The 19,407-nt window shown below is 71.6% G+C and carries 14 protein-coding genes; 8 read left to right on the forward strand and 6 right to left on the reverse strand.

Going from position 1 to position 19,407, the window contains the following annotated elements; translation table 11 throughout:
* Positions 1–906: 906 nt before the first annotated feature.
* Positions 907–2,658 carry an NAD+ synthase gene (locus CUT44_RS30375; RefSeq protein WP_100205129.1) on the reverse strand — a complete coding sequence of 584 codons (1,752 nt, stop codon included), beginning with the start codon at positions 2,656–2,658 and terminating at the stop codon, positions 907–909.
* 213 nt (positions 2,659–2,871) lie between these two features.
* Here CUT44_RS30375 and CUT44_RS30380 point away from each other — a divergent pair, with 213 nt between their 5' ends.
* From CUT44_RS30380 to glnA, 3 genes are all read left to right on the forward strand, one after another.
* Positions 2,872–3,462 (forward strand): Uma2 family endonuclease, encoded by a 591-nt coding sequence (locus tag CUT44_RS30380; protein WP_100205130.1) that lies wholly within the window; start codon positions 2,872–2,874, stop codon positions 3,460–3,462.
* A gap of 86 nt (positions 3,463–3,548) precedes the next feature.
* Positions 3,549–4,214: a GNAT family N-acetyltransferase gene (locus tag CUT44_RS30385; protein ID WP_100205131.1), complete on the forward strand. Its 666-nt coding sequence runs from the start codon at positions 3,549–3,551 to the stop codon at positions 4,212–4,214.
* An 89-nt stretch (positions 4,215–4,303) separates the two neighbouring features.
* Complete coding sequence (glnA, locus tag CUT44_RS30390; protein WP_100205132.1) at positions 4,304–5,665, forward strand: type I glutamate--ammonia ligase; 1,362 nt, start codon at positions 4,304–4,306, stop codon at positions 5,663–5,665.
* A 392-nt stretch (positions 5,666–6,057) separates the two neighbouring features.
* Here glnA and CUT44_RS30395 read toward each other — a convergent pair whose 3' ends face one another.
* Positions 6,058–6,255, reverse strand: a complete 198-nt coding sequence (locus CUT44_RS30395) for a hypothetical protein (RefSeq protein WP_199185890.1) — start codon at positions 6,253–6,255, stop codon at positions 6,058–6,060.
* Between the two features lie 267 nt (positions 6,256–6,522).
* Positions 6,523–7,698, reverse strand: a complete 1,176-nt coding sequence (locus CUT44_RS30400; protein ID WP_100205133.1) for an FAD-dependent oxidoreductase — start codon at positions 7,696–7,698, stop codon at positions 6,523–6,525.
* Between the two features lie 80 nt (positions 7,699–7,778).
* Here CUT44_RS30400 and CUT44_RS30405 point away from each other — a divergent pair, with 80 nt between their 5' ends.
* The gene (locus CUT44_RS30405; RefSeq protein WP_100205134.1) at positions 7,779–8,429 is read left to right on the forward strand and encodes a TetR/AcrR family transcriptional regulator; all 651 of its coding nucleotides are present in this window, start codon (positions 7,779–7,781) and stop codon (positions 8,427–8,429) included.
* Between the two features lie 888 nt (positions 8,430–9,317).
* Here the strand turns inward: CUT44_RS30405 and CUT44_RS30410 are convergent.
* Positions 9,318–10,823: an alpha-1,2-mannosidase gene (locus tag CUT44_RS30410; RefSeq protein WP_100205135.1), complete on the reverse strand. Its 1,506-nt coding sequence runs from the start codon at positions 10,821–10,823 to the stop codon at positions 9,318–9,320.
* A gap of 301 nt (positions 10,824–11,124) precedes the next feature.
* On the opposite strand from CUT44_RS30410, the gene CUT44_RS30415 reads away from it, so the two are divergent.
* Together CUT44_RS30415 and CUT44_RS30420 are read left to right on the forward strand one after the other, a co-directional pair.
* The gene (locus CUT44_RS30415) at positions 11,125–14,139 is read left to right on the forward strand and encodes a bifunctional [glutamine synthetase] adenylyltransferase/[glutamine synthetase]-adenylyl-L-tyrosine phosphorylase (RefSeq protein ID WP_100205136.1); all 3,015 of its coding nucleotides are present in this window, start codon (positions 11,125–11,127) and stop codon (positions 14,137–14,139) included.
* Between the two features lie 130 nt (positions 14,140–14,269).
* Positions 14,270–14,464 (forward strand): antitoxin, encoded by a 195-nt coding sequence (locus tag CUT44_RS30420; RefSeq protein ID WP_100205137.1) that lies wholly within the window; start codon positions 14,270–14,272, stop codon positions 14,462–14,464.
* Positions 14,465–14,540: 76 nt separating this feature from the next.
* On the opposite strand, the gene CUT44_RS30425 is transcribed toward CUT44_RS30420, so the two are convergent.
* Positions 14,541–15,404 (reverse strand): phosphatase PAP2 family protein, encoded by an 864-nt coding sequence (locus CUT44_RS30425; protein ID WP_100205138.1) that lies wholly within the window; start codon positions 15,402–15,404, stop codon positions 14,541–14,543.
* A 37-nt stretch (positions 15,405–15,441) separates the two neighbouring features.
* Positions 15,442–16,527 carry a LacI family DNA-binding transcriptional regulator gene (locus tag CUT44_RS30430; protein ID WP_100205139.1) on the reverse strand — a complete coding sequence of 362 codons (1,086 nt, stop codon included), beginning with the start codon at positions 16,525–16,527 and terminating at the stop codon, positions 15,442–15,444.
* Positions 16,528–17,023: 496 nt separating this feature from the next.
* On the opposite strand from CUT44_RS30430, the gene CUT44_RS30435 reads away from it, so the two are divergent.
* Positions 17,024–18,307: an extracellular solute-binding protein gene (locus CUT44_RS30435; RefSeq protein ID WP_100205140.1), complete on the forward strand. Its 1,284-nt coding sequence runs from the start codon at positions 17,024–17,026 to the stop codon at positions 18,305–18,307.
* 47 nt (positions 18,308–18,354) lie between these two features.
* On the forward strand, positions 18,355–19,374 hold the full coding sequence (locus CUT44_RS30440; protein ID WP_100205141.1) for a carbohydrate ABC transporter permease: 1,020 nt from the start codon (positions 18,355–18,357) through the stop codon (positions 19,372–19,374).
* Positions 19,375–19,407: the final 33 nt, after the last annotated feature.

Raw genomic sequence — 19,407 nt, forward strand, 5'->3', positions numbered from 1 at the left:
GGGTCTGTTGGGTGCTGGGGTCGGGGCCGGTCCGGGGCGGCCATTCCGGACGGTACGATTTACGGCCGTTGCCGTCCCACGTTTCCTTGCCCGCTCATTGGCCGCAAATCGTACTTGAGTGTCCGGAACGGCCGCCCCTCCCCGTCCCCTCCCCGCCGTCGCCGGGTGCGCCATCACCGTGCCTGCGGTCCTCCACCCCCACCGGCTCACACACGTCGGGTGACACCCCGCCCCGCGGCCGCACTGCCGGCCACTCGCCCCCGCGCGTGAGGGCGGCCAGGACCTGCCGCTGCCGCGAGGTGGGCCGCCTGGTCGTTCCCGTGAGGGTGATCAAGGCGCGTGCCGCTGTCGTGGGGTGCCGGTTGTTCGGCGGGGCCGTGAGGGTGGCCGGGGCGCTGCCCGCCCCCGGTGTGCAGCAGCACCCCCCGGCGGAACCGGGATGGCCTGCGAGCACGTCCGGAGCCGGAGCCGGTCCGTATCGGCTCCGGGGGCCCTGTCGGGAGTGGGTTCGGTCCGGGGTGCGCGGCAGGCGGAGGAAGACATCCCAGGGACGGGCTCGGCCCGGGGCTGCCCCTCCCGGAGACGGGATCGGCCCGGGGCTGTGGGGGGGGGTGTGGTCGGAGGAGCATCCCCGGGAGTGGGCCTGGTCTGGAGCGCAGGCGCGGCGCTGGTGCACTCGGCGACGGCGGGGAGGGGACGGGGAGGGGCGGCCGTTCCGGACACTCAAGCGTTATTTGCGGCCAATGATTGGGTGACAGAACGTGACACGATCACGGCCGTAAATAATGCCGTCCGGAATGGTCGCCCCGGACCGGCCCCGACCCCCGCACCCACCCAACCCGCACCCGCACCCGCACCCGCACCCACGGAACCCGCACCCCCGTGCCCGTCGCCGGTCCGCCGGCGCTACCCGGATTCGCGCCAGCGGTTGGTGATCGGCAGGCGGCGGTCCTTGCCGAAGCCCTTGGCGGAGATCTTCGTACCCGGCGGATACTGCCGCCGCTTGTACTCGGCGGTGTCCGTCATGCGCAGGACGCGGGTGACGGTCTCCGGGTCGAAGCCCTCGGCGATGATCTCCTCGCATCCCCGGTCCCGGTCCACGTACAGCTCCAGGATCGGGTCCAGGACGTCGTAGTCGGGGAGGGAGTCGGCGTCCACCTGGCCCGGGCGCAGTTCGGCGCTGGGCGGCTTGCTGATGGAGTTCTCCGGGATCGGCGGGGTCTCACCGCGTTCGGCGGCGGCCCTGTTGCGCCACCGGGCGAGGCGGAAGACGGTCGTCTTGTAGACGTCCTTGATCGGACCGTAGGCGCCGACCGAGTCGCCGTAGAGGGTCGAGTAACCGCACGCCAGCTCGGACTTGTTGCCCGGGGCGAGCACGATGTGGCCCTCCTGGTTGGACAGCCCCATCAGCAGTGTGCCGCGCAGCCGGGCCTGGAGGTTCTCCTCGGCGAGGCCGGTGAGGTGGAGGGAGTCCATGTACGCGTCGAACATCGGGCCGATCGGCACCGTGCGGTAGTTCAGGCCGGTGCGCCGGGCCAGCTCGGCCGCGTCGTCCCTGGAGTGCTCCGAGGAGTAGCGGGACGGCATGGAGATGCCGTGGACGTTCTCGGGACCCAGCGCGTCGCAGGCGATGGCGGCGACGAGGGCGGAGTCGATGCCGCCGGAGAGGCCGATGAGGACCGAGCGGAAGCCGTTCTTGCGGGTGTAGGCGCGCAGACCCGTGACGAGGGCGGTGTAGACCTCCTCGTCGTCGTCCATGCGCGGGGCCTCGGTGCCGGGGTACTCGGGCTCGTAGGCGGGCAGGGGGTCGGGGGAGAGGGTCCGGTGGTCGATGCGCAGCCCGTCGGCGACGGTGCCGGACGGGGCCTCGGCGGCGGCGGGCAGGTCGAGGTCGAGGACGAGGCAGCACTCCTCGAACTGCGGTGCCCTGGCCAGGACTTCGCCGACGGCGTCCACGACGATCGAGTCGCCGTCGAAGACCAGGTCGTCCTGGGCGCCGCTCATCGCCAGGTAGGCGGTGGTGCAGCCCGCCTCGCGGGCGCGGCGGCGTACCAGGTCGAGGCGGGTGTCGTCCTTGTCGCGCTCGTAGGGGGAGGCGTTGACGGACAGCAGCAGCCCGGCCCCGGCGGTGCGGGCGGCGGGTACCCGGCCGCCGTCCTGCCACAGGTCCTCGCAGATCGCCAGGGCCACGTCGACGCCGCGGACCCGGATGACGGGCAGGGTCTCGCCGGGGACGAAGTAGCGGAACTCGTCGAAGACCCCGTAGTTGGGGAGGTGGTGCTTGGCGTAGGTGAGGGCGACCTCGCCCCGGTGGAGGACGGCCGCGGCGTTCTGCGGGGCGCCCGCGGGCTGGCCGTAACGGGGCTGGGCCTTCTCGGCCCGGTCGAGGTAGCCGACGACGACCGGGAGCTCCCCGAGGCCCTCGTCGGCCAGCCGGGCGGCGAGGGCGGTCAGGGCGGCGCGGCTGGCCTGGACGAAGGACGGGCGCAGGGCCAGGTCCTCGACGGGGTAGCCGGTCAGCACCATCTCGGGGAAGGCCGCGAGATGTGCTCCCCGTTCGGCCGAGCGCCGCGTCCAGCGGACGACCGCGTCGGCGTTCCCGGCGAGGTCGCCGACGGTGGAGTCGATCTGGTTCAGGGCGAGTCGTAGCTGAGGCACGCGGCCAGTCTAGGCACGCGGTCGGCCTAATCGTCGTATTGACGCAATAAGGGCTCCGGGGGAGGCGGGGTGTCTGCCGGGCTCCCCGGGCAGGTGCGGGGAAGTGTGTGCCGCTCGGTGCATTCGTTCGGGTGAACCTCCCCGGTCCGGGGTGGGACGGGTGGTGCCGCTCTACGATGATGCTCTCGACAACCGGCCGTCAGGAGGAACGCCATGTCCGCCGCAGCAGTCGAGCATCCCTGCGACGACGCGCCGAACCTGCTGGAGGAAGCCGAGAAGCTCTCCCGGAAGCTGCCCGGCTACCGCGTCGAGATCATCGGGGGAGAGATCACCGTGACGCCACCCGCCGACGGGCACCATGGAGTGTCGCTGACCGACCTGACCCTTGCCCTCGCGGGGTTGCACGGAGAAGAGACCAAAGTGGTCCAGGCCATGGGCGTCTGGCTGCCCGACGGGCCCTTCGACTACGCGGTCCCCGACCTTGCCGTGGTGGACGCCGACTTCGCGGAGCGGCTCGTCCAGTACAACTGCTACGACCCGGCGGTCTTCCGGCTGGTCCTGGAGGTCACCTCCGCCAACTACGGCAACGACCTGAAGAAGAAGGTCCTCGCCTATGCCATCGCCGGGATCCCGGTCTACGTCATCGCCGACCGCCGCAACCGGCGGGTCCATGTGCTGACCGAGCCCGAGTACGGGGAGTACCGGGTGCACGCGGTGCATCCGCCGGGGGAGTCGTTCACGCTGCCGGAGTCGGTCGGGGGTGCGGTGACGCTGGAGGTCGACCGGGTTCTCGGGCTGGGGTGATCCGGTCCTGGAAAAGGATTGTTCCGCGGAGGTCCGGCCGTCAGACTGAGAGCGCTCTCATAACGGTGGACAGTCCGAGGATGCCCATGAGTCGCAAGGAAAAGCCGTACATCCGGCCCTACCGGCCCGCCGACCGGGCAGCGGTGTACGACGTGTGCGTGCGCCTCGCGGACGCGGGGGGTGACGCGCGAGGCCTCTACCGGGACGACGACCTGATGCCGGACATCTTCGCCGGGCCGTATCTGCACCTGGAGCCGGGGCTGGCCTTCGTTCTGGACGACGGCGAGCGGGCGGTGGGGTATGTGATCGGCGCCGCCGACACCGCCGCCTTCGCCGAGGCGTTCCGCCGTGAGTGGCTGCCGCTGGTCGCCGACCGGTACCCCCGGGCGGAGCGGCCCGGCACCCCGGACGAGTACATGACCGAACTGCTCCACACCCCGGAGCGTATGGTGCTGCCGGAGCTCACCGGCCATCCGGCGCACCTCCACATCGACATCCTCCCCGAGTACCAGGGGGCCGGGCACGGCAGGGCGCTGATGTACAGGCTGCTCGCCGCGCTGCGCGAGGCGGGGGTGCCGCGCGTCCACCTGGGGATGCTGACGGCGAACACCGGGGCCCGCCGGTTCTACGACCGCCTCGGCTTCTACGAGATCCCGGTGTCCGACGCGGGCCCGGTCACCTATCTGGGGCGCTCCACACAGACCGGTGCCGGTGGGGCGGCGGCGGACCGGGGCGGCGTAATGTGGCGGTAACCCCTCACCGCGATACTGGTGCGCCAGCCACCCTTGTCCCCCGAGCGGTGCGGGGAAGGGCCGTCTGACCAGCCAAGGATTGGGTGACCATGGACAAGCAGCAGGAATTCGTGCTCAGGACGCTCGAGGAGCGCGACATCCGGTTCGTCCGGCTGTGGTTCACCGACGTGCTGGGCTTTCTGAAGTCCGTGGCCGTCGCCCCCGCCGAACTGGAGCAGGCCTTCGACGAGGGCATGGGCTTCGACGGGTCCGCGATCGAGGGCTTCGCCCGGGTCTACGAGTCCGACATGATCGCCAAACCCGACCCCAGCACGTTCCAGATCCTGCCCTGGCGGGCCGAGGCCCCGGGCACCGCGCGGATGTTCTGCGACATCCTGATGCCCGACGGCTCCCCCTCGTACGCCGATCCGCGCTACGTCCTCAAGCGCGCCCTGAACAAGACCTCCGATCTGGGGTTCACCTTCTACACCCACCCCGAGATCGAGTTCTTCCTGCTCAAGAACCGTCCGGTGGACGGCACCCGGCCCACCCCGGCCGACTCCTCCGGCTACTTCGACCACACCCCGCAGCACGTGGGCCAGGACTTCCGCCGCCAGGCGATCACCATGCTGGAGTCGATGGGGATCTCGGTGGAGTTCTCCCACCACGAGGGCGCCCCGGGCCAGCAGGAGATCGACCTGCGGTACGCCGACGCCCTGTCGACGGCCGACAACATCATGACGTTCCGTCTGGTCATGAAGCAGGTGGCGCTGGAGCAGGGGGTGCAGGCGACCTTCATGCCCAAGCCGTTCTCGGAATACCCGGGTTCCGGCATGCACACCCATCTGTCGCTGTTCGAGGGCGACCGCAACGCCTTCCACGAGTCCGGCGCCGAGTACCGGCTCTCCAAGGTCGGCCGGTCCTTCATCGCGGGACTGCTCAGGCACGCCGGCGAGGTCTCCGCCGTCACCAACCAGTGGGTCAACTCCTACAAGCGCATCTGGGGCGGTGCCCAGCGCACCGCGGGCGCGGGCGGTGAGGCCCCCTCGTACATCTGCTGGGGGCACAACAACCGCTCGGCGCTGATCCGCGTGCCGATGTACAAGCCGGGCAAGACCGGCTCCACGCGGGTGGAGGTGCGCTCACTGGACTCGGGCGCCAACCCGTACCTGGCGTACGCGGTGCTGCTCGCCGCCGGGCTGAAGGGGGTCGAGGAGGGGTACGAGCTGCCCGCCGGCGCCGAGGACGACGTGTGGGCGCTGTCGGACTCCGAGCGCCGCGCGCTGGGCATCGAGCCGCTCCCGCAGAACCTGGGCGAGGCGATCTCCCTGATGGAGCGCAGCGAACTGGTCGCCGAGACCCTCGGCGAGCACGTCTTCGACTTCTTCCTGCGCAACAAGAAGCAGGAGTGGGAGGAGTACCGCAGCGAGGTCACGGCCTTCGAACTGCGCAAGATGCTGCCGGTGTTGTAGCGGCGGGTCAGAGCGGTTTTCCCGCTGATTCGGCGGATGGGGCCGACGGTCACGGACCGTCGGCCCCACGGTGTCTCACAGACCCTGGGCCGTCTCCGGGCCGTCCGGCGCCGGATCGATGCCCCGTACAGGCCGTCCGCCGCCTTCCGGCCCCGCGCCACCCCCGCTCGCACACGATCAGCGGCACAGTTGGCTCTGGTGGTCCAAGCCGCCGCCAGGGAACACCTCCGGGGCGGGGTCACGCCGTGCGGAAGTACGACTTCGCGTCGACCCTCTCCGAGGTTCACGTCAAGCCGCCGTTGAAACACAATCCCAGACGCCGAGGCGGCGCCTACTGACGAGGTGATGCCGTTGCAGCGCCGGTAACCACAGGGCCGGTGCTCGGACGCCGGTCACGGTGCCGAACGCCTCCGCTGCAGCAACCAGGTACCCCCTGTCACTGCCCCCGTCACCGAGAAGCCTATTATCAGCGACTTCCTGAGCTCCTCCACCTTGCTGCCGTCGTCCGCGACAATCACCGACAGCGACGCGATGACGGCCGTGATCACCAGCCCGATGGCCAGGTTCTTCCTCACCCGCGATTTCAGCAACTGCTTCTCCTTCTCGATGGGTGTGGCGCTGCATCGTCCTCGATGCGGCACCACACCGGGTTGTCATCCGTTCGGGCCAGTCGGTACGGTCTTGCGCCGTGTCCGTTACGGACGTTGCACGCCGCCACCGAACGGGCGTGAGAATCCGGCCCCGCACTCGCACGCTCGACATGCACCGGCGCCCCCGGTGAATGCGGCCCTGCCGACACCCCTCGTCGGCAACCCGCGTCCATCTGTCACGAGCGAGGCGTCGGGCCTGCAGGCCGTCTAGCGCGTGGCGGACCGTGATCCGCCTACGGCGGACAGGGAAGGCGGCTCATAGTCGTACAGGTATCCCTGCGCCCGTTCGAAGAACGGGAGGAGTACGCGCATCTTCGCCGCGTTGACCTGTCGCTTCACGGCACCGGGCCGCTTGCTCTCGCGGGCGTTGTGCCCGTGCTTGAGCAGCTTGTCAATGCGCGGGCGACGTGTCGCGTCGTAGGCCTTGAGTGCCGCTGGGACGGTCGGGGCGCTGCTCAGCGCCGCCGCGAGTTCCAAAGCGTCCTCGACGCACATCGAGGCGCCGTGTCCGACGCCGACAGGGTGGGCGGCGTCGCCGACCAGGACCATGCGCCCGCTGTGCCACGTCCGGACCGGATCGCAGACGTTCAGGTAGCCGGACGCGACTATCGATGTCGCGGCTCCGACGACGGCCCTCGGCACTGCCTCCGGGAACAGCTCGGTGACGCGCCGTAGCCATTGCGCGTCGTCGACACCTCGCAGGTCGGGCTTGACCGGATCCCCGATCTGAGCCGTCCACCACTGGGTCTTCTCGTCGATGCTGGTGTACACGAAGGCACCGTTGCGCGCGTAGGCGAGGTTCCAGACGCCGGGCTCCAGGCCCGTCATGGTGGCGATTCCGGCGACCCCGTAGAGCCCCGCGTACTCTGCGCGCGGCGCGGACGAGTCGATCAGCCCGCGCACGGTTGACCAGACGCCGTCGGCGCCCACGAGCAACTCCGCGGTGTCGCGCCGGCCGGAGGCGAATTCGGCCACCACGCTGTCCGCCGACTCCGTCCCGCCCACCAGGCGTTCGCCGGTGACGATCCGCGCGCCCGCGTCGAGCGCCGCGCGCCGCAGGATCGCCACGAGCCGTCCGCGCTGGAGCGAGATGCTGCGCATCGAGTCGGCTTCGCGCCGAAGGCGTGGCACGTCGCCCAGGAGGTGGCCGCCCGCCGTGTAGAACCGCATCCGTTCGATGGGGTATCCGGCCGCCTGTACGTCGCGTAGGCAGCCCAGCTTCTCCAGCGCGCGCAGGCCGTTGACCGCCAGGCTGAAGTGGGCGCCGACGTCCTCGGGCGGAACGTCGTACGCCTCGTAGACGGTCACGTCGTGACCGATCTGCTGCAGTGCAAGGGCGATGGCAGGCCCGGCTATCCCGCCACCGATCACGATCGTCCGCATGACGCCTCCCTGAATCTGATTTCACTGAATATTGATTCAGCTCAAGTCTGTTCCGATACGCTGGCATCTGTCAACAGCCGATGGAGGACGACATGACGCAGGCGAGTACCGCCAGTCGAAAAGTCCGGGCGGCCCAGACTCGTGCCGCGCTGCTGGACGCGGCGCGGGGGCTGTTCAACGATCGCGGCTACCTCAATACGAAGATCACCGATATCACCGCCGCGGCCGGACGCTCGACCGGCTCGTTCTACGAGCACTTCGCCGGCAAGGACGAGCTGCTCCAGGCGCTCCTCGCCGAGATGGAGGATGCGATCGACGAGCGCATGGTCGGCCTGGAGCACCCCCGCGACCACGACCTGACCGATCGCGACCAGCTGCGCGACCACCTCGGTGTCGCGTGGACGGTGATGCGGCAGAACCGCCCGGTCACGCTCGCACTGTTTCAGGCGATGGTGGCCGACGACCCCGGCGCGGGCCGGGCCTGGCGCGACCTGCGCGAGCAGACAGGAACCATTCGGGAGCATCTGGAGTACCTGGTCGAGCGCGGACACCAACTGCCCGGCGATCCCGAGTTCATCGCGGCGGCGATAGGCGCGATGCTCGTCACCCTCAACTACGCTGTGCTCACGCCCCCCGGCGGCGAAGACGACCAGCGCGTCGTCGACACCCTCACGGATCTGCTGTTGCACGGGCTGGCCGGACCGGCGTCACATTCGGCGGACGAAGCCTGAGGACCACGTGCGTGTCGGTCCCGCGCCGGCCGAGGACGAGACTTTGCTGACGACCAGAATCCGTCTCGCCGCGACGGCAAGGGCCGCCCGCTCGCAGTCCTGGTGACGCCAGGGCAACATCACGCCGGCATCTGCGCGCGCCCTCTTCCGGAGCGCATCCGTGTCCCTCGCACAGGCAGGGGCCGACCACGCTGCAGGCCTGACCGGATCATCGCGGACAAGGCCTCCAGTTCTGCGGCTTCCGCACCTACCTGCGCCGACGCGGCACCGGGCACACCATCCCGGAACGGACCGGCCAGCAGTGACACCGGCACAACCGCGGCGGTCGCGGCGGGCGGCCACCGACGCTCCCCAGCCCATGCTCTCCGTCGTCTTCACCGCGGAGTCGGGATCCACTTCCCCGTCCCCGCAGCTCTCCAGCCACCACACGACGTCGACGAGCAGGCCAGTGAGCGTCGACACAAGCGGGTCCCTGTCAGACATGCGGGCGATCTGGCCGAGCCCGGCGCCACCGGACAGGACGGTGGGCGCGGCAGGCATCGTCAGTGGTGCCATCCGGAGTGCGCTGCATCGCCGGACCGAATACCCAGGGGTGGGACATGAAGGAGCCCGAACGGTTCGCCCTGCTGCGGATCACCGGTACGGCGGCGGTGTTGTGGTCGAGTTGAACGACTCCTCCGCTCCGGGCATCCCGGACGTGAAGGGGCAACGCCTGGTCCGCGACGATCTCGTGGCCGGTGTCCTCAACACCTACGTGATCCAGGAGACCTGGCTGGCTGGGCACACGTATCGGACGAGGTCGCCGCCTTCGAGCTGCGCAAGATGCTGCCGGTGCGGTAGCCGCGAGGCCGGCCCGGACCCCCGTTCCCGGGCCGGCGCGGTGCCGGGTCAGTCCAGGTACCGGCCCAGCCGTTCCATGAGGTGGACGGCGTCGTGGAGCCGCCGGGCGGTCTCCCGGAGGTCTCCGGCGAGGAGCTTCTCCGGAGCGCCTTCCTCCCGTGTGCCGACGACCGTGCCGCGGTAGCCGGTGGGCTCCGCGCCGGCGGCGCGGCGGTAGCCGATGAAGTCCGGGGCGTACGCGGGTGCCTCGCCGCCGTCGAAGAACTGGACCCGGGAGAGCTGGGTCTCGTAACTCCCGGAGTTCTCGGTGACGCGGAGACGGTAGCGGCGGTACGGCGCGGCACCGGCGACGGGGAACGTCCTGGTCTCGAAGCGGCCGGTGAACCGCTCGCCCCGCCGGGAGTCCAGCACCGTCCAGGTGTGGCCGTCGGAGGAGCCCTCCAGGACCCATGCGGACGGGTCGCGGTCGGGGGCGTCGTTGGCCGTGGTCAGGGCGTAGGCGGCGACGGCGACGGGGGTGCGGAGGGTGAACTCCAGCTCGGGGTCGCCTTCGTGGGCGAGCCACTTGCCGTACCCCTTCCGCAGCAGGTTGTCCGCCACCTCGCCCGCGGCGTCGAACTCGTCACTGGCCTCGACGCCGGTGACCTCGCCCGTGACGTCGCGCAGCGCGGCGGGGGCGGGCGCGGTCCGCAGGGTGAGCGAGGCGGTGCCGCCGTGCCAGTCCGTCCAGGTGAGCCGTTCCACGGGGGCCGAGCCGTCGTCCAGGAGCAGCCGCAGCTCCCCGGCGGCGTGCCAGGCGCCGTTGTGCTCCTCCTCGGTGGTGAAGTGGCGCGCCTGGTCTCCTTCGTCCCCGTCCGGCAGGGACCCGCGGTCCGCGAGTGTGCCGCGCAGTTCGCCGGTGGTGCCGTCGGCGGCGCGGTAGTGCCCGTGGAAGCCGGACATGTCCGTGCGGAGGGCGACGGCGGACTCCGCGCCGTCGGTGGTGCGCCAGGACAACTGTGCGGGTGCCGACCGGTCGCCGTGGTCGAGGTGCAGGAGCAGTCGCGCGGCGGGCTGCCAGACGGCGGCGCCGGCCGCGCGCCGTTCGGTGTGGAAGACGAGCAGGGCCCGGGGGTCCGTCCGGGCGGTGAGGGTCCGCCGCGCACGGTGGTCCCCGGCGAGGTCCACGGTGACCGCGCGCAGCCGCAGCAGGCCCTCCGTCTTCTCGGGGCACCGTATCCCCAGGGTGTTCGGGCCGGGGGTCAGCGAGGTGCCCGGCAGGGTCAGGAGATGCTCCCGCGGCTCGGCCGGGGTGCCGTCCGGGACGGGCACGAACTCCTCCGCCACCGTCTCGCCGTTGAGGTCGATCTCCACGGGGACGGCCGGGCCGAGGACCGTGACACCCACCACGGCCTCGGCCGGGGACTCGTCCTCGCCGACCGTGAAGTCGATCTTGAGATGGCCTCCGGCGCCCACCGCGACGTGGGTGGGGGCGATCGCGCACCGGTGGTGGCGGACCACGGCGTTCGACAGCCCGGCCGGTGCGGTCGAGAAGTCGGCGAGGACCGGTTCCATGGGGTTTTCCTTCCGTCGCTTCGGATGTGGCCGGTGCCCGTCGGGGCATCGGTGTTCCGGAAGCTATCGGCCGCCTCCGACAGTCCCGGGCGGCCGGCACCGGGCGGGGGCCGGGCCCGGACCGGCCGGGTGCTCCGGGGCTGCTCAGGAGCACCCGGCGGGCTGCCCGCCGGGATGTGCGGGCCTGCCCCCGCAGATGTCCCGGACGGGCAGGAGGGAGGCCGGGAACGGCGCGCCGTGGGAGCCGGCCGTGGCGGTACCCTGCGAGGATCGGGGCTACGGGCGAGGAGGGCGGCACGCGGTGGCGCAGGGCGGTCGGCGGGACAGCCGGTTCGGGCGGTTCGTACGGCAGGGGTTCACCGATCCGGCGGCGGCGGGCCGGCTCCTGGACGCCCCCGTCTTCGACCGGGTGCGCGACGATCCGGTGCTGCTGGAGGCGCTGGGCGCCACGGCCGACCCCGACCTGGCGCTGCTCTCCCTGGTGCGGCTGGTGGAGGCGCAGCCGGACGAGGCCGGACAGCAGGCGCTGCTGGGCACCGTGCTGGCGGCCAAACCGCTGCGGGACCGGCTGCTGGGGGTGCTCGGCGCCTCCGAGGCGCTCGGCGACCATCTGGCGCGGCACCCGGACGACTGGCGGGCGCTCCAGGAGTACGAGGCGTCCGACCTGCACCCGGGCATCGAGGAGTTCGAGGCCGCGCTCGCGCCCGCGACCGGCCCCGAGGAACTGCGCGTCGCCTACCGCCGGGCCCTGCTCACCATCGCGGCCCGCGACATCTGCGGCACCACCGTCCTGGACCAGACCGCGGCCGAGCTCGCCGACCTGGCCACCGCCACCCTGCGCGCCGCACTGGCGATCGCCGGGCGCGAGGCGCCCGAGGACGCGGCGCTGTGCCGGCTGGCAGTGATCGGGATGGGCAAGTGCGGCGGCCACGAGCTGAACTACGTCTCGGACGTGGACGTCGTCTTCGTCGCCGAGCCGGCCGGCGGCGCGGGGAGCGGGGACGGCAGCGCCGCGGAGAGCGCGGGACTGCGGGCCGCGACCCGGCTGGCCTCCCGGATGATGCGGCTGTGCTCCGACACCACCGCCGAGGGCACCATCTGGCCGGTGGACGCCAATCTGCGGCCCGAGGGGCGCAACGGCCCGCTGGTGCGCACTCTGTCCAGCCATCTGGCGTACTACCAGCGCTGGGCCAAGACCTGGGAGTTCCAGGCGCTGCTCAAGGCCCGTCCGGTGGCCGGGGACGAGGCACTGGGCCGGGAGTACTGCGCGGCCGTCGCGCCCCTGGTGTGGCAGGCCGCCGAGCGGGAGAACTTCGTCACCGACGTCCAGCAGATGCGCCGCCGGGTGGTGGCCGGGATCCCCGCCGCGCAGCTCGACCGGGAGCTCAAGCTCGGCCCCGGAGGGCTGCGGGACGTGGAGTTCGCCGTCCAGCTCCTCCAGCTCGTCCACGGGCGCAGCGACGCCTCGCTGCGCAGCCCCACCACCCTGACCGCGCTGGACGACCTCGCGGCGGGCGGCTACGTCGGCCGCCGGGACGCCGCCGCCCTCGGCGAGGCGTACCGCTTCCTGCGCACCCTGGAGCACCGTATCCAGCTGCGGAAGCTGCGCCGCACCCATCTGATGCCGCGGGAGGAGGACGAGCTGCGGCGGCTGGGGCGCTCCCTGGGCCTGCGGCAGGAGCCCGTCGCCGAGCTGACCCGCCTGTGGAAACGGCACGCCGCGGTGGTGCGGCGGCTGCACGAGAAGATCTTCTACCGGCCGCTGCTGGACGCCGTCGCCCAGCTCGCGCCCGGTGAGATCCGGCTGCCGGCAACGGCCGCCCGGCAGCGGCTGGAGGCCCTGGGCTACGCCGATCCGGCCGCCGCCCTGCGCCATCTGGAGGCGCTGACCTCCGGGGTGAGCCGCAAGGCCGCCATCCAGCGCACCCTGCTGCCGGTGCTGCTGGGCTGGTTCGCCGACTCCGCCGACCCCGACGCCGGACTGCTGGGCTTCCGCAAGGTCTCCGACGCGCTCGGCCAGACGCCCTGGTACCTGCGGCTGCTGCGGGACGAGGGGGCCGCCGCGGAGAACCTGGCGCGGGTGCTGTCCGCCGGGCGGCTCGCCCCCGACCTGCTGCTGCGCGCCCCCGAGGCCGTCGCGCTGCTGGGCGATCCGGGAGGGCTGCGGCCGCGCGGCCGGACGGCGCTGACCCAGGAGGTGCTGGCGGCCGTCGGCCGGGCCGACGGTCCCGAGCAGGCCGTCGCGGCGGCCCGCGGCGTGCGGCGCCGTGAGCTGTTCCGTACGGCGGCGGCCGACCTCATCGGCGCCTACAAGGCGGAGGACGGCGGGGAGCCCGCAGAGGTCGCCGCCGCCGTGGACCGGGTGGGCCAGGCGCTGTCCGATCTCAACGCCGCGACCGTCGCCGGTGCCCTGCGGGCCGCCGTGGACGCCCGGTGGGGCGAGACGCTGCCCACCCGCTTCGCCGTGATCGGCATGGGCCGCTTCGGCGGCCACGAGTTGAACTACGGCTCCGACGCGGACGTGCTGTTCGTCCACGAGCCGCGTGAGGGCGTGGACGAGCGGGAGGCGGGTGATGCCGCGCACGCCGTCGCCAACGAGATGCGGCGGCTGCTCCAGCTCCCCAGCACCGACCCGCCGCTGGTCGTCGACGCCGATCTGCGGCCGGAGGGCAGGAGCGGCCCCCTGGTGCGCACCCTGGCCTCCTACGCGGCGTACTACCGCCGCTGGGCGCTGGGGTGGGAGCGGCACGCGCTGCTGCGCGCCGAGCCCGTGGCGGGCGACGCGGACCTGGGCCGCCGCTTCACGGAGCTGATCGACCCGCTGCGCTATCCCGCCGGCGGCCTGGCCGAGGACGCGGTACGGGAGATCCGCCGTCTCAAGGCCCGGATGGAGGCCGAGCGGCTGCCGCGCGGCGCCGACCGCACCACGCACACCAAGCTCGGCCGGGGCGGTCTGTCGGACGTGGAGTGGACGGTGCAGCTGATGCAGCTGTGCCACGGCGCGGCCGAGCCCGCGCTGCGCACCACGCGCACCCGGCCCGCCCTGGCGGCCGCCCGGAAGGCCGGGCTGATCGAGGACGAGGACGCGGCGGTCCTGGACGAGGCGTGGCTGCTGGCCACCCGGGTGCGCAACGCCGCGATGCTGGTGCGCGGCCGCCCCGGCGACACCTTTCCCTCCGAGGCGCGCGAGCTGGCCGCCGTCGGCCGCTACCTGGGGTACGGGCCGGGGCGCGTGGGGGAGATGCTGGAGGACTACCGCCGCACCACGCGCCGGGCCCGGGCCGTGGTGGACCGGCTGTTCTACGGCGTGGACTGAGCCGGTCCGGGAGCGGCACGGGGCGGTGCACGGGGCGGTGATGAACGGCGGACCGCCGAATGTTTTGTCCGGTTTGTTTCGGTTAGGCGGTAGGGAGCAAGGAGAACCCGAGCACGGCTAGGAGGCCGCCATGGGCAAGCTGGGCGACATGGCCAAGAAGGCCAAGGGCATGGCCAGGAAGCACCCCGACAAGGCGGACAAGGGCGTGGAGCGCGCCGAGCGGACGGTCGACGGGCGTACCGGGAACCGGTACGACACCCAGACGGACAAGGCCTCGGACCAGGTGCGCCGCACCTACGGCGGCGAGGGGGACCAGCCGCGGTGACGCGGCGGCCGCGGGCCGGACGGGGACGGCGCACGTACGCCGGCGCCCCGTCCGGCCCGCGTGCGGGAGGCCCCGGTCAGGGGGAGGCGGGCACCAGCCGGGGCAGGCGGTGAGCCGGGGCGCCGTACCAGGCGCGGGAGACCGCGAAGCCTATGCCCAGGCAGAGCACGCCCCCCACCGCGTCCAGCCAGAAGTGGTTGGCGGTGCAGACGATGACCAGCAGGGTGACGGTCGGGTAGAGCCAGCCGAGGACCTTCACCCACAGCGGCGCGGCCAGTACGGCGATCATGATGCCGCACCACACCGACCAGCCGATGTGCATGGACGGCATGGCCGCGTACTGGTTGGAGACGTTCGCCATGTTGCCCGAGGCCATCGAGCCCCAGGTGTCGTGGACCTGCACGGTGTCGACGAAGCGCACGGTCTCCATCAGCCGCGGCGGTGCCAGGGGGTAGAGGTAGTAGCCGAGCAGGGCGACGGCCGTGGTGGCGAACAGCACCGTGCGGGCGGCGGAGTAGCGGCCCGGGTGTCTGCGGTAGAGCCACACCAGCACACCGATGGTCACGACGAAGTGCAGCGTCGCGTAGTAGTAGTTCATCGACACGATGAGCCAGGTGACGCCGTTCGCCGCGTGGTTGAGGGACTGCTCGGCGGCGATCCCCAGGACGCGCTCGAGCTCCCAGATCCACTCGGCGTTCCGCAGGGCCTGCGCCTTCTGCTCCGGCACGGCGTTGCGGATCATGGAGTACGTCCAGTAGCTGATCGCGATCAGCAGGATCTCGAACCGGATACGGGGACGCCGGGGGGTGCGGAGCCGGCGGACGACGTCGCGGCGCGGTGCCGGGACGTCCCCGCCCCCGGCCCCCGGCCCGTGTCCGGCCACCGGGGCGACGGCGGCCGGCCGGTCTTCTTCTCTCGTCCTCACCCTTGTAACCCCCATGGGGCGACAGTCTGCCAGGAATCCGGACCCCGGCCGATCATCCACCGGTCTGGTCCCGCTCGGCCGTACTCCTCCGTGAGACGGAGGTACCTGAGAGGGAGGTGCGACCCCGGGGGGCCGAGGCGGTGGAGCCGCGCACCACCAGTTCCGGCAGGAAGACGAACTCGCTGTGCGGGGCCGGCGTCCCGCCGACCTCCTCCAGCAGTGCCCGTACGGCCGCCTGCCCCATCGCCGTCACCGGCTGCCGGATGGTGGTCAGGGGCGGGTCGGTGAACGCGATCAGCGGGGAGTCGTCGAAGCCGATCACCGAGACGTTCCCGGGCACCGACAGGCCGAGTTCCCGGGCGGCCCGGATCGCGCCCAGGGCCATCATGTCGCTGGCGCACACCACGGCCGTGCAGCCCCGGCCGATCAGGGCGGTCGCGGCGGCCTGGCCGCCCTCCAGGGTGTAGAGGGAGTGCCGGACGAACTCCCCGGCCCGCTCCTGCGACAGCCCCAACTGCTCCTGGAGGCCGGTGGTGAAGCCCTCTATCTTGCGCTGGACGGGCACGAACCGGGCCGGTCCGAGTGCCAGCCCGATCCGCTCGTGGCCGAGGGACACCAGATGGGTGACGGCCAGCCGCATCGCCGCGCGGTCGTCCGGCGAGACGAAGGGGGCCCGCACCTTCGGCGAGAAGCCGTTGATCATCACGAAGGGCACGCCCTTGCCGCGCAGTTGCTCGTAGCGCTGCGTGTCGGCGGTGGTGTCGGCGTGCAGCCCGGAGACGAAGATGATCCCCGCCACCCCCCGCTCCACCAGCATCTCGGTCAGTTCGTCCTCGGTCGAGCCGCCGGGGGTCTGGGTGGCGAGCACGGGCGTGTAGCCCTGCCGGGTCAGCGCCTGCCCGATGACCTGTGCGAAGGCCGGGAAGATCGGGTTCTCCAGCTCCGGCGTGATCAGTCCGACCAGGCCCGCGCTGCGCTGGCGCAGCCGCAGCGGCCGCTCGTACCCCAGCAGGTCGAGAGCGGCGAGGACGGACTCGCGGGTGGCCGGGGAAACGCCCGGTTTGCCGTTCAGGACACGGCTGACCGTCGCTTCGCTGACCCCCGCCTGGGCTGCGATGTCAGCTAGTCGTGCGGTCACAGGAGTGGACTGTACCGGCCTCCTCCCGCACTGCCCACCGTACCCGGGAGTTCGCCGGAATCCACCCGGTCCGTCCGTGCCCCGCCGGCGCCCTCCCGGTCCGTCCGGCCTGCTCGGTCCCCGATCGTGCGGCTGGACGGCGGCTTCGTCCGCCACTCCCGGGCGGTCCGGGCCGGCCCCTTCCCGCGGGCTCTCCTCGCCGCGTCCCTCCGGAAGGCGTTCTTCCGCGCTTCTGGGCCTCTTCCACTGTCCTCCCCGTGCTCCGCCCGCCCCTGTGCTCCGGTCGGCGGGGGCGGGCGGAGCACAGGGAGGACAGCGGGCCGCAAGTTCTTGCGGCGGTCGTTGCAGACTCGTTTGCAGAAAGTTGCCGCAAGGTCTTTCTAAAAGATTGCGCCGCTGTTACGTTCCTCGTCAGCCCGGCGCCGCGACCGATGCGGCCCGCGCGGAGTACGCCCGTGCCCCCGCGAGACGGGCACCGGATCATGGAGGAGTTCACATGCGGCGTGGCATAGGGGCCACCGCACTCGTCGCGGCTCTGGCGCTCGCGGCGACGGCCTGCGGCGGCGGCGAGGACGGCGGCGACAGCGGCAAGAAGGGCGCCGACGGCGAGCTCTCGGGCACCGTCGAGTTCTGGGACACCTCGGGCGACGCCGAGAAGGGCTTCTACCAGAAGGTCGCCGAGGAGTTCGAGGACAAGCACCCCGGCGTCGAGGTCAAGTACGTCAACGTGCCCTTCGGCGAGGCGAACAACAAGTTCAAGAACGCCGCCGGCGGCGGCTCCGGCGCCCCCGACGTGATGCGCACCGAGGTCGCCTGGGTGGCCGACTTCGCCGGCCTGGGCTACCTCGCCCCGCTGGACGACACCGTCGCCGTCGAGGACAAGGACGACTTCCTCCCGCAGGCCTGGGGCAGCACCCAGTTCGAGGGCAAGACCTACGGCGTGCCGCAGGTGATCGACACCCTCGCCCTCTTCTACAACAAGGAACTGCTGGACAAGGCCGGGGTCGAGGTCCCGCGGTCCGTCGCCGACATCAAGAACTCCACCGGGAAGTTCGCCGAGAACGGCGTCACCCCCTTCTACCTGCGCGGTGACGACGCCTACTTCGTCCTGCCCTTCCTCTACGGCGAGGGCGGCGACATGCTCGACGCCGACGCCAAGAAGATCACCATCGACGACCCGGCCGGGGTGCGGGCGTTCGAGACGATCAGGGACCTGGTGGACTCCGAGGCCGCGATCACGGACGTGACCGACGGCTGGGAGAACATGCAGAAGGCCTTCAAGGACGGGAAGGTCGCGATGATGCTCAACGGCCCGTGGGCCATCGAGGACACCCTCGCGGGCGCCCAGTTCAAGGGCAAGGAGGACAACCTCGGCGTCGCCGCCGTCCCGGCCGGCTCCAAGGCCCAGGGCGCCCCGCAGGGCGGCCACAACTACTCGGTCTACGCCGGCTCAGACAACCTGGACGCCTCCTACGAGTTCGTGAAGTACATGAGCTCCGCCGAGGTCCAGAAGCGCACCACCGAGGAGCTGAGCCTGCTGCCGACCCGCACCTCGGTGTACGGGGAGCAGACCGTCAAGGACAACAAGATGGTCCAGTTCTTCAAGCCCGCCGTGGACAAGGCCGTCGAGCGCCCCTGGATCGCCGAGGGCAACTCCCTCTTCGAGCCCATCCGCGTCCAGCTCGCCGACGTGCTGACCGGCAGGACCGAGCCCGAGGCCGCCGCCGACAAGATCGGCCAGGAGTACGCCAAGCTCCTCAAGGACGGGGACTGGAAGTAACCGGAAGAACGACTCCGAGAACGACTGGGAGAGGCTGACCGACGACCATGGCAGTCGAGACCGGCCAGTCGCCGGCACCGGCCGCGGGCGCAGGCGCCCGCGGCCGCGGCCGCGGAACTGGCGAGAAGTCCGGAAAGGCCCCCGGACCGCTGCGCCGGGCCCTGGCCACCCACTGGTACGCCTGGGCCATGGTGGCCCCCGTGGTGCTCGTCATCACGGTGATCATCGGATATCCGCTGGTCAGAGGCATCTACCTGTCGCTGACCAATGCGGACGAGTCCAATGTCGCCCGCACCATCGGCGTCAACGAGATCGAGGCGACCCACGAGTTCGTCGGCCTGGAGAACTACCGGGCCATCCTCACCGACACCGTCTTCTGGGACCGGCTCGGCTGGACGGTGGTGTGGACGGTCGCCTGTGTCTCGGTCACCTTCCTCCTGGGGCTGGCGCTGGCCACCATGCTCAACCGGAAGCTGCGCGGCCGCGCCGCCTACCGGATCGCCCTGATCCTGCCCTGGGGCATCCCCGCCTTCGTCTCGGTCTTCGCCTGGCGGATGCTCTACAACGAGAAGAACGGCATCCTCAACCGGATCATCGAGGGCGGCGGCATCGACGGCGTCCCCTGGCTGGGCGACCCCACCTGGGCCAAGGTCTCCGTCATCGCGGTGAACGTCTGGCTCGGCGTGCCGTTCATGCTGGTGGCCCTGCTCGGCGCCCTGCAGTCCATCCCCTCCGAACTGCTGGAGGCCGCCGAGGTGGACGGGGCGAACGCCTGGCAGCGCTTCCGCAACGTCACCCTGCCGGGCATCAGCTCGGTCAGCAGCACGGTGGTCCTGCTGAGCACCATCTGGACGTTCAACATGTTCCCGGTGATCTACCTGCTCACCCGGGGCGGTCCCGGTGACTCCACCGAGATCCTGGTGACGTACGCCTACCGGCTGTCCTTCCTGGTCAGCCCACGCGACTTCGCCACCTCCGCGGCCTGGGGCGTGCTCATCCTGCTGCTCCTGTCGCTCTTCGCGGTGGGCTACCGCCGCTCGCTCCGCAAGCAGGGAGAGGTGTGGTGACGACCGTGAACCCCCGTGAGAACACGCCCGGGA

Origin of the sequence: Streptomyces carminius (genome assembly GCF_002794255.1) — a bacterium.
GTDB lineage: Bacteria > Actinomycetota > Actinomycetes > Streptomycetales > Streptomycetaceae > Streptomyces > Streptomyces carminius.

Bases quoted from the DNA above. Each gene is read 5' to 3' on its own strand.
- CUT44_RS30380 (WP_100205130.1), top strand. From the start codon at position 2,872: ATGTCCGCCGCAGCAGTCGAGCATCCCTGCGACGACGCGCCGAACCTG.
- CUT44_RS30385 (WP_100205131.1), top strand. From the start codon at position 3,549: ATGAGTCGCAAGGAAAAGCCGTACATCCGGCCCTACCGGCCCGCCGAC.
- glnA (WP_100205132.1), top strand. From the start codon at position 4,304: ATGGACAAGCAGCAGGAATTCGTGCTCAGGACGCTCGAGGAGCGCGAC.
- CUT44_RS30400 (WP_100205133.1), bottom strand. From the start codon at position 7,698: ATGCGGACGATCGTGATCGGTGGCGGGATAGCCGGGCCTGCCATCGCC.
- CUT44_RS30405 (WP_100205134.1), top strand. From the start codon at position 7,779: ATGGAGGACGACATGACGCAGGCGAGTACCGCCAGTCGAAAAGTCCGG.
- CUT44_RS30410 (WP_100205135.1), bottom strand. From the start codon at position 10,823: ATGGAACCGGTCCTCGCCGACTTCTCGACCGCACCGGCCGGGCTGTCG.
- CUT44_RS30420 (WP_100205137.1), top strand. From the start codon at position 14,270: ATGGGCAAGCTGGGCGACATGGCCAAGAAGGCCAAGGGCATGGCCAGG.
- CUT44_RS30425 (WP_100205138.1), bottom strand. From the start codon at position 15,404: ATGGGGGTTACAAGGGTGAGGACGAGAGAAGAAGACCGGCCGGCCGCC.
- CUT44_RS30435 (WP_100205140.1), top strand. From the start codon at position 17,024: ATGCGGCGTGGCATAGGGGCCACCGCACTCGTCGCGGCTCTGGCGCTC.
- CUT44_RS30440 (WP_100205141.1), top strand. From the start codon at position 18,355: ATGGCAGTCGAGACCGGCCAGTCGCCGGCACCGGCCGCGGGCGCAGGC.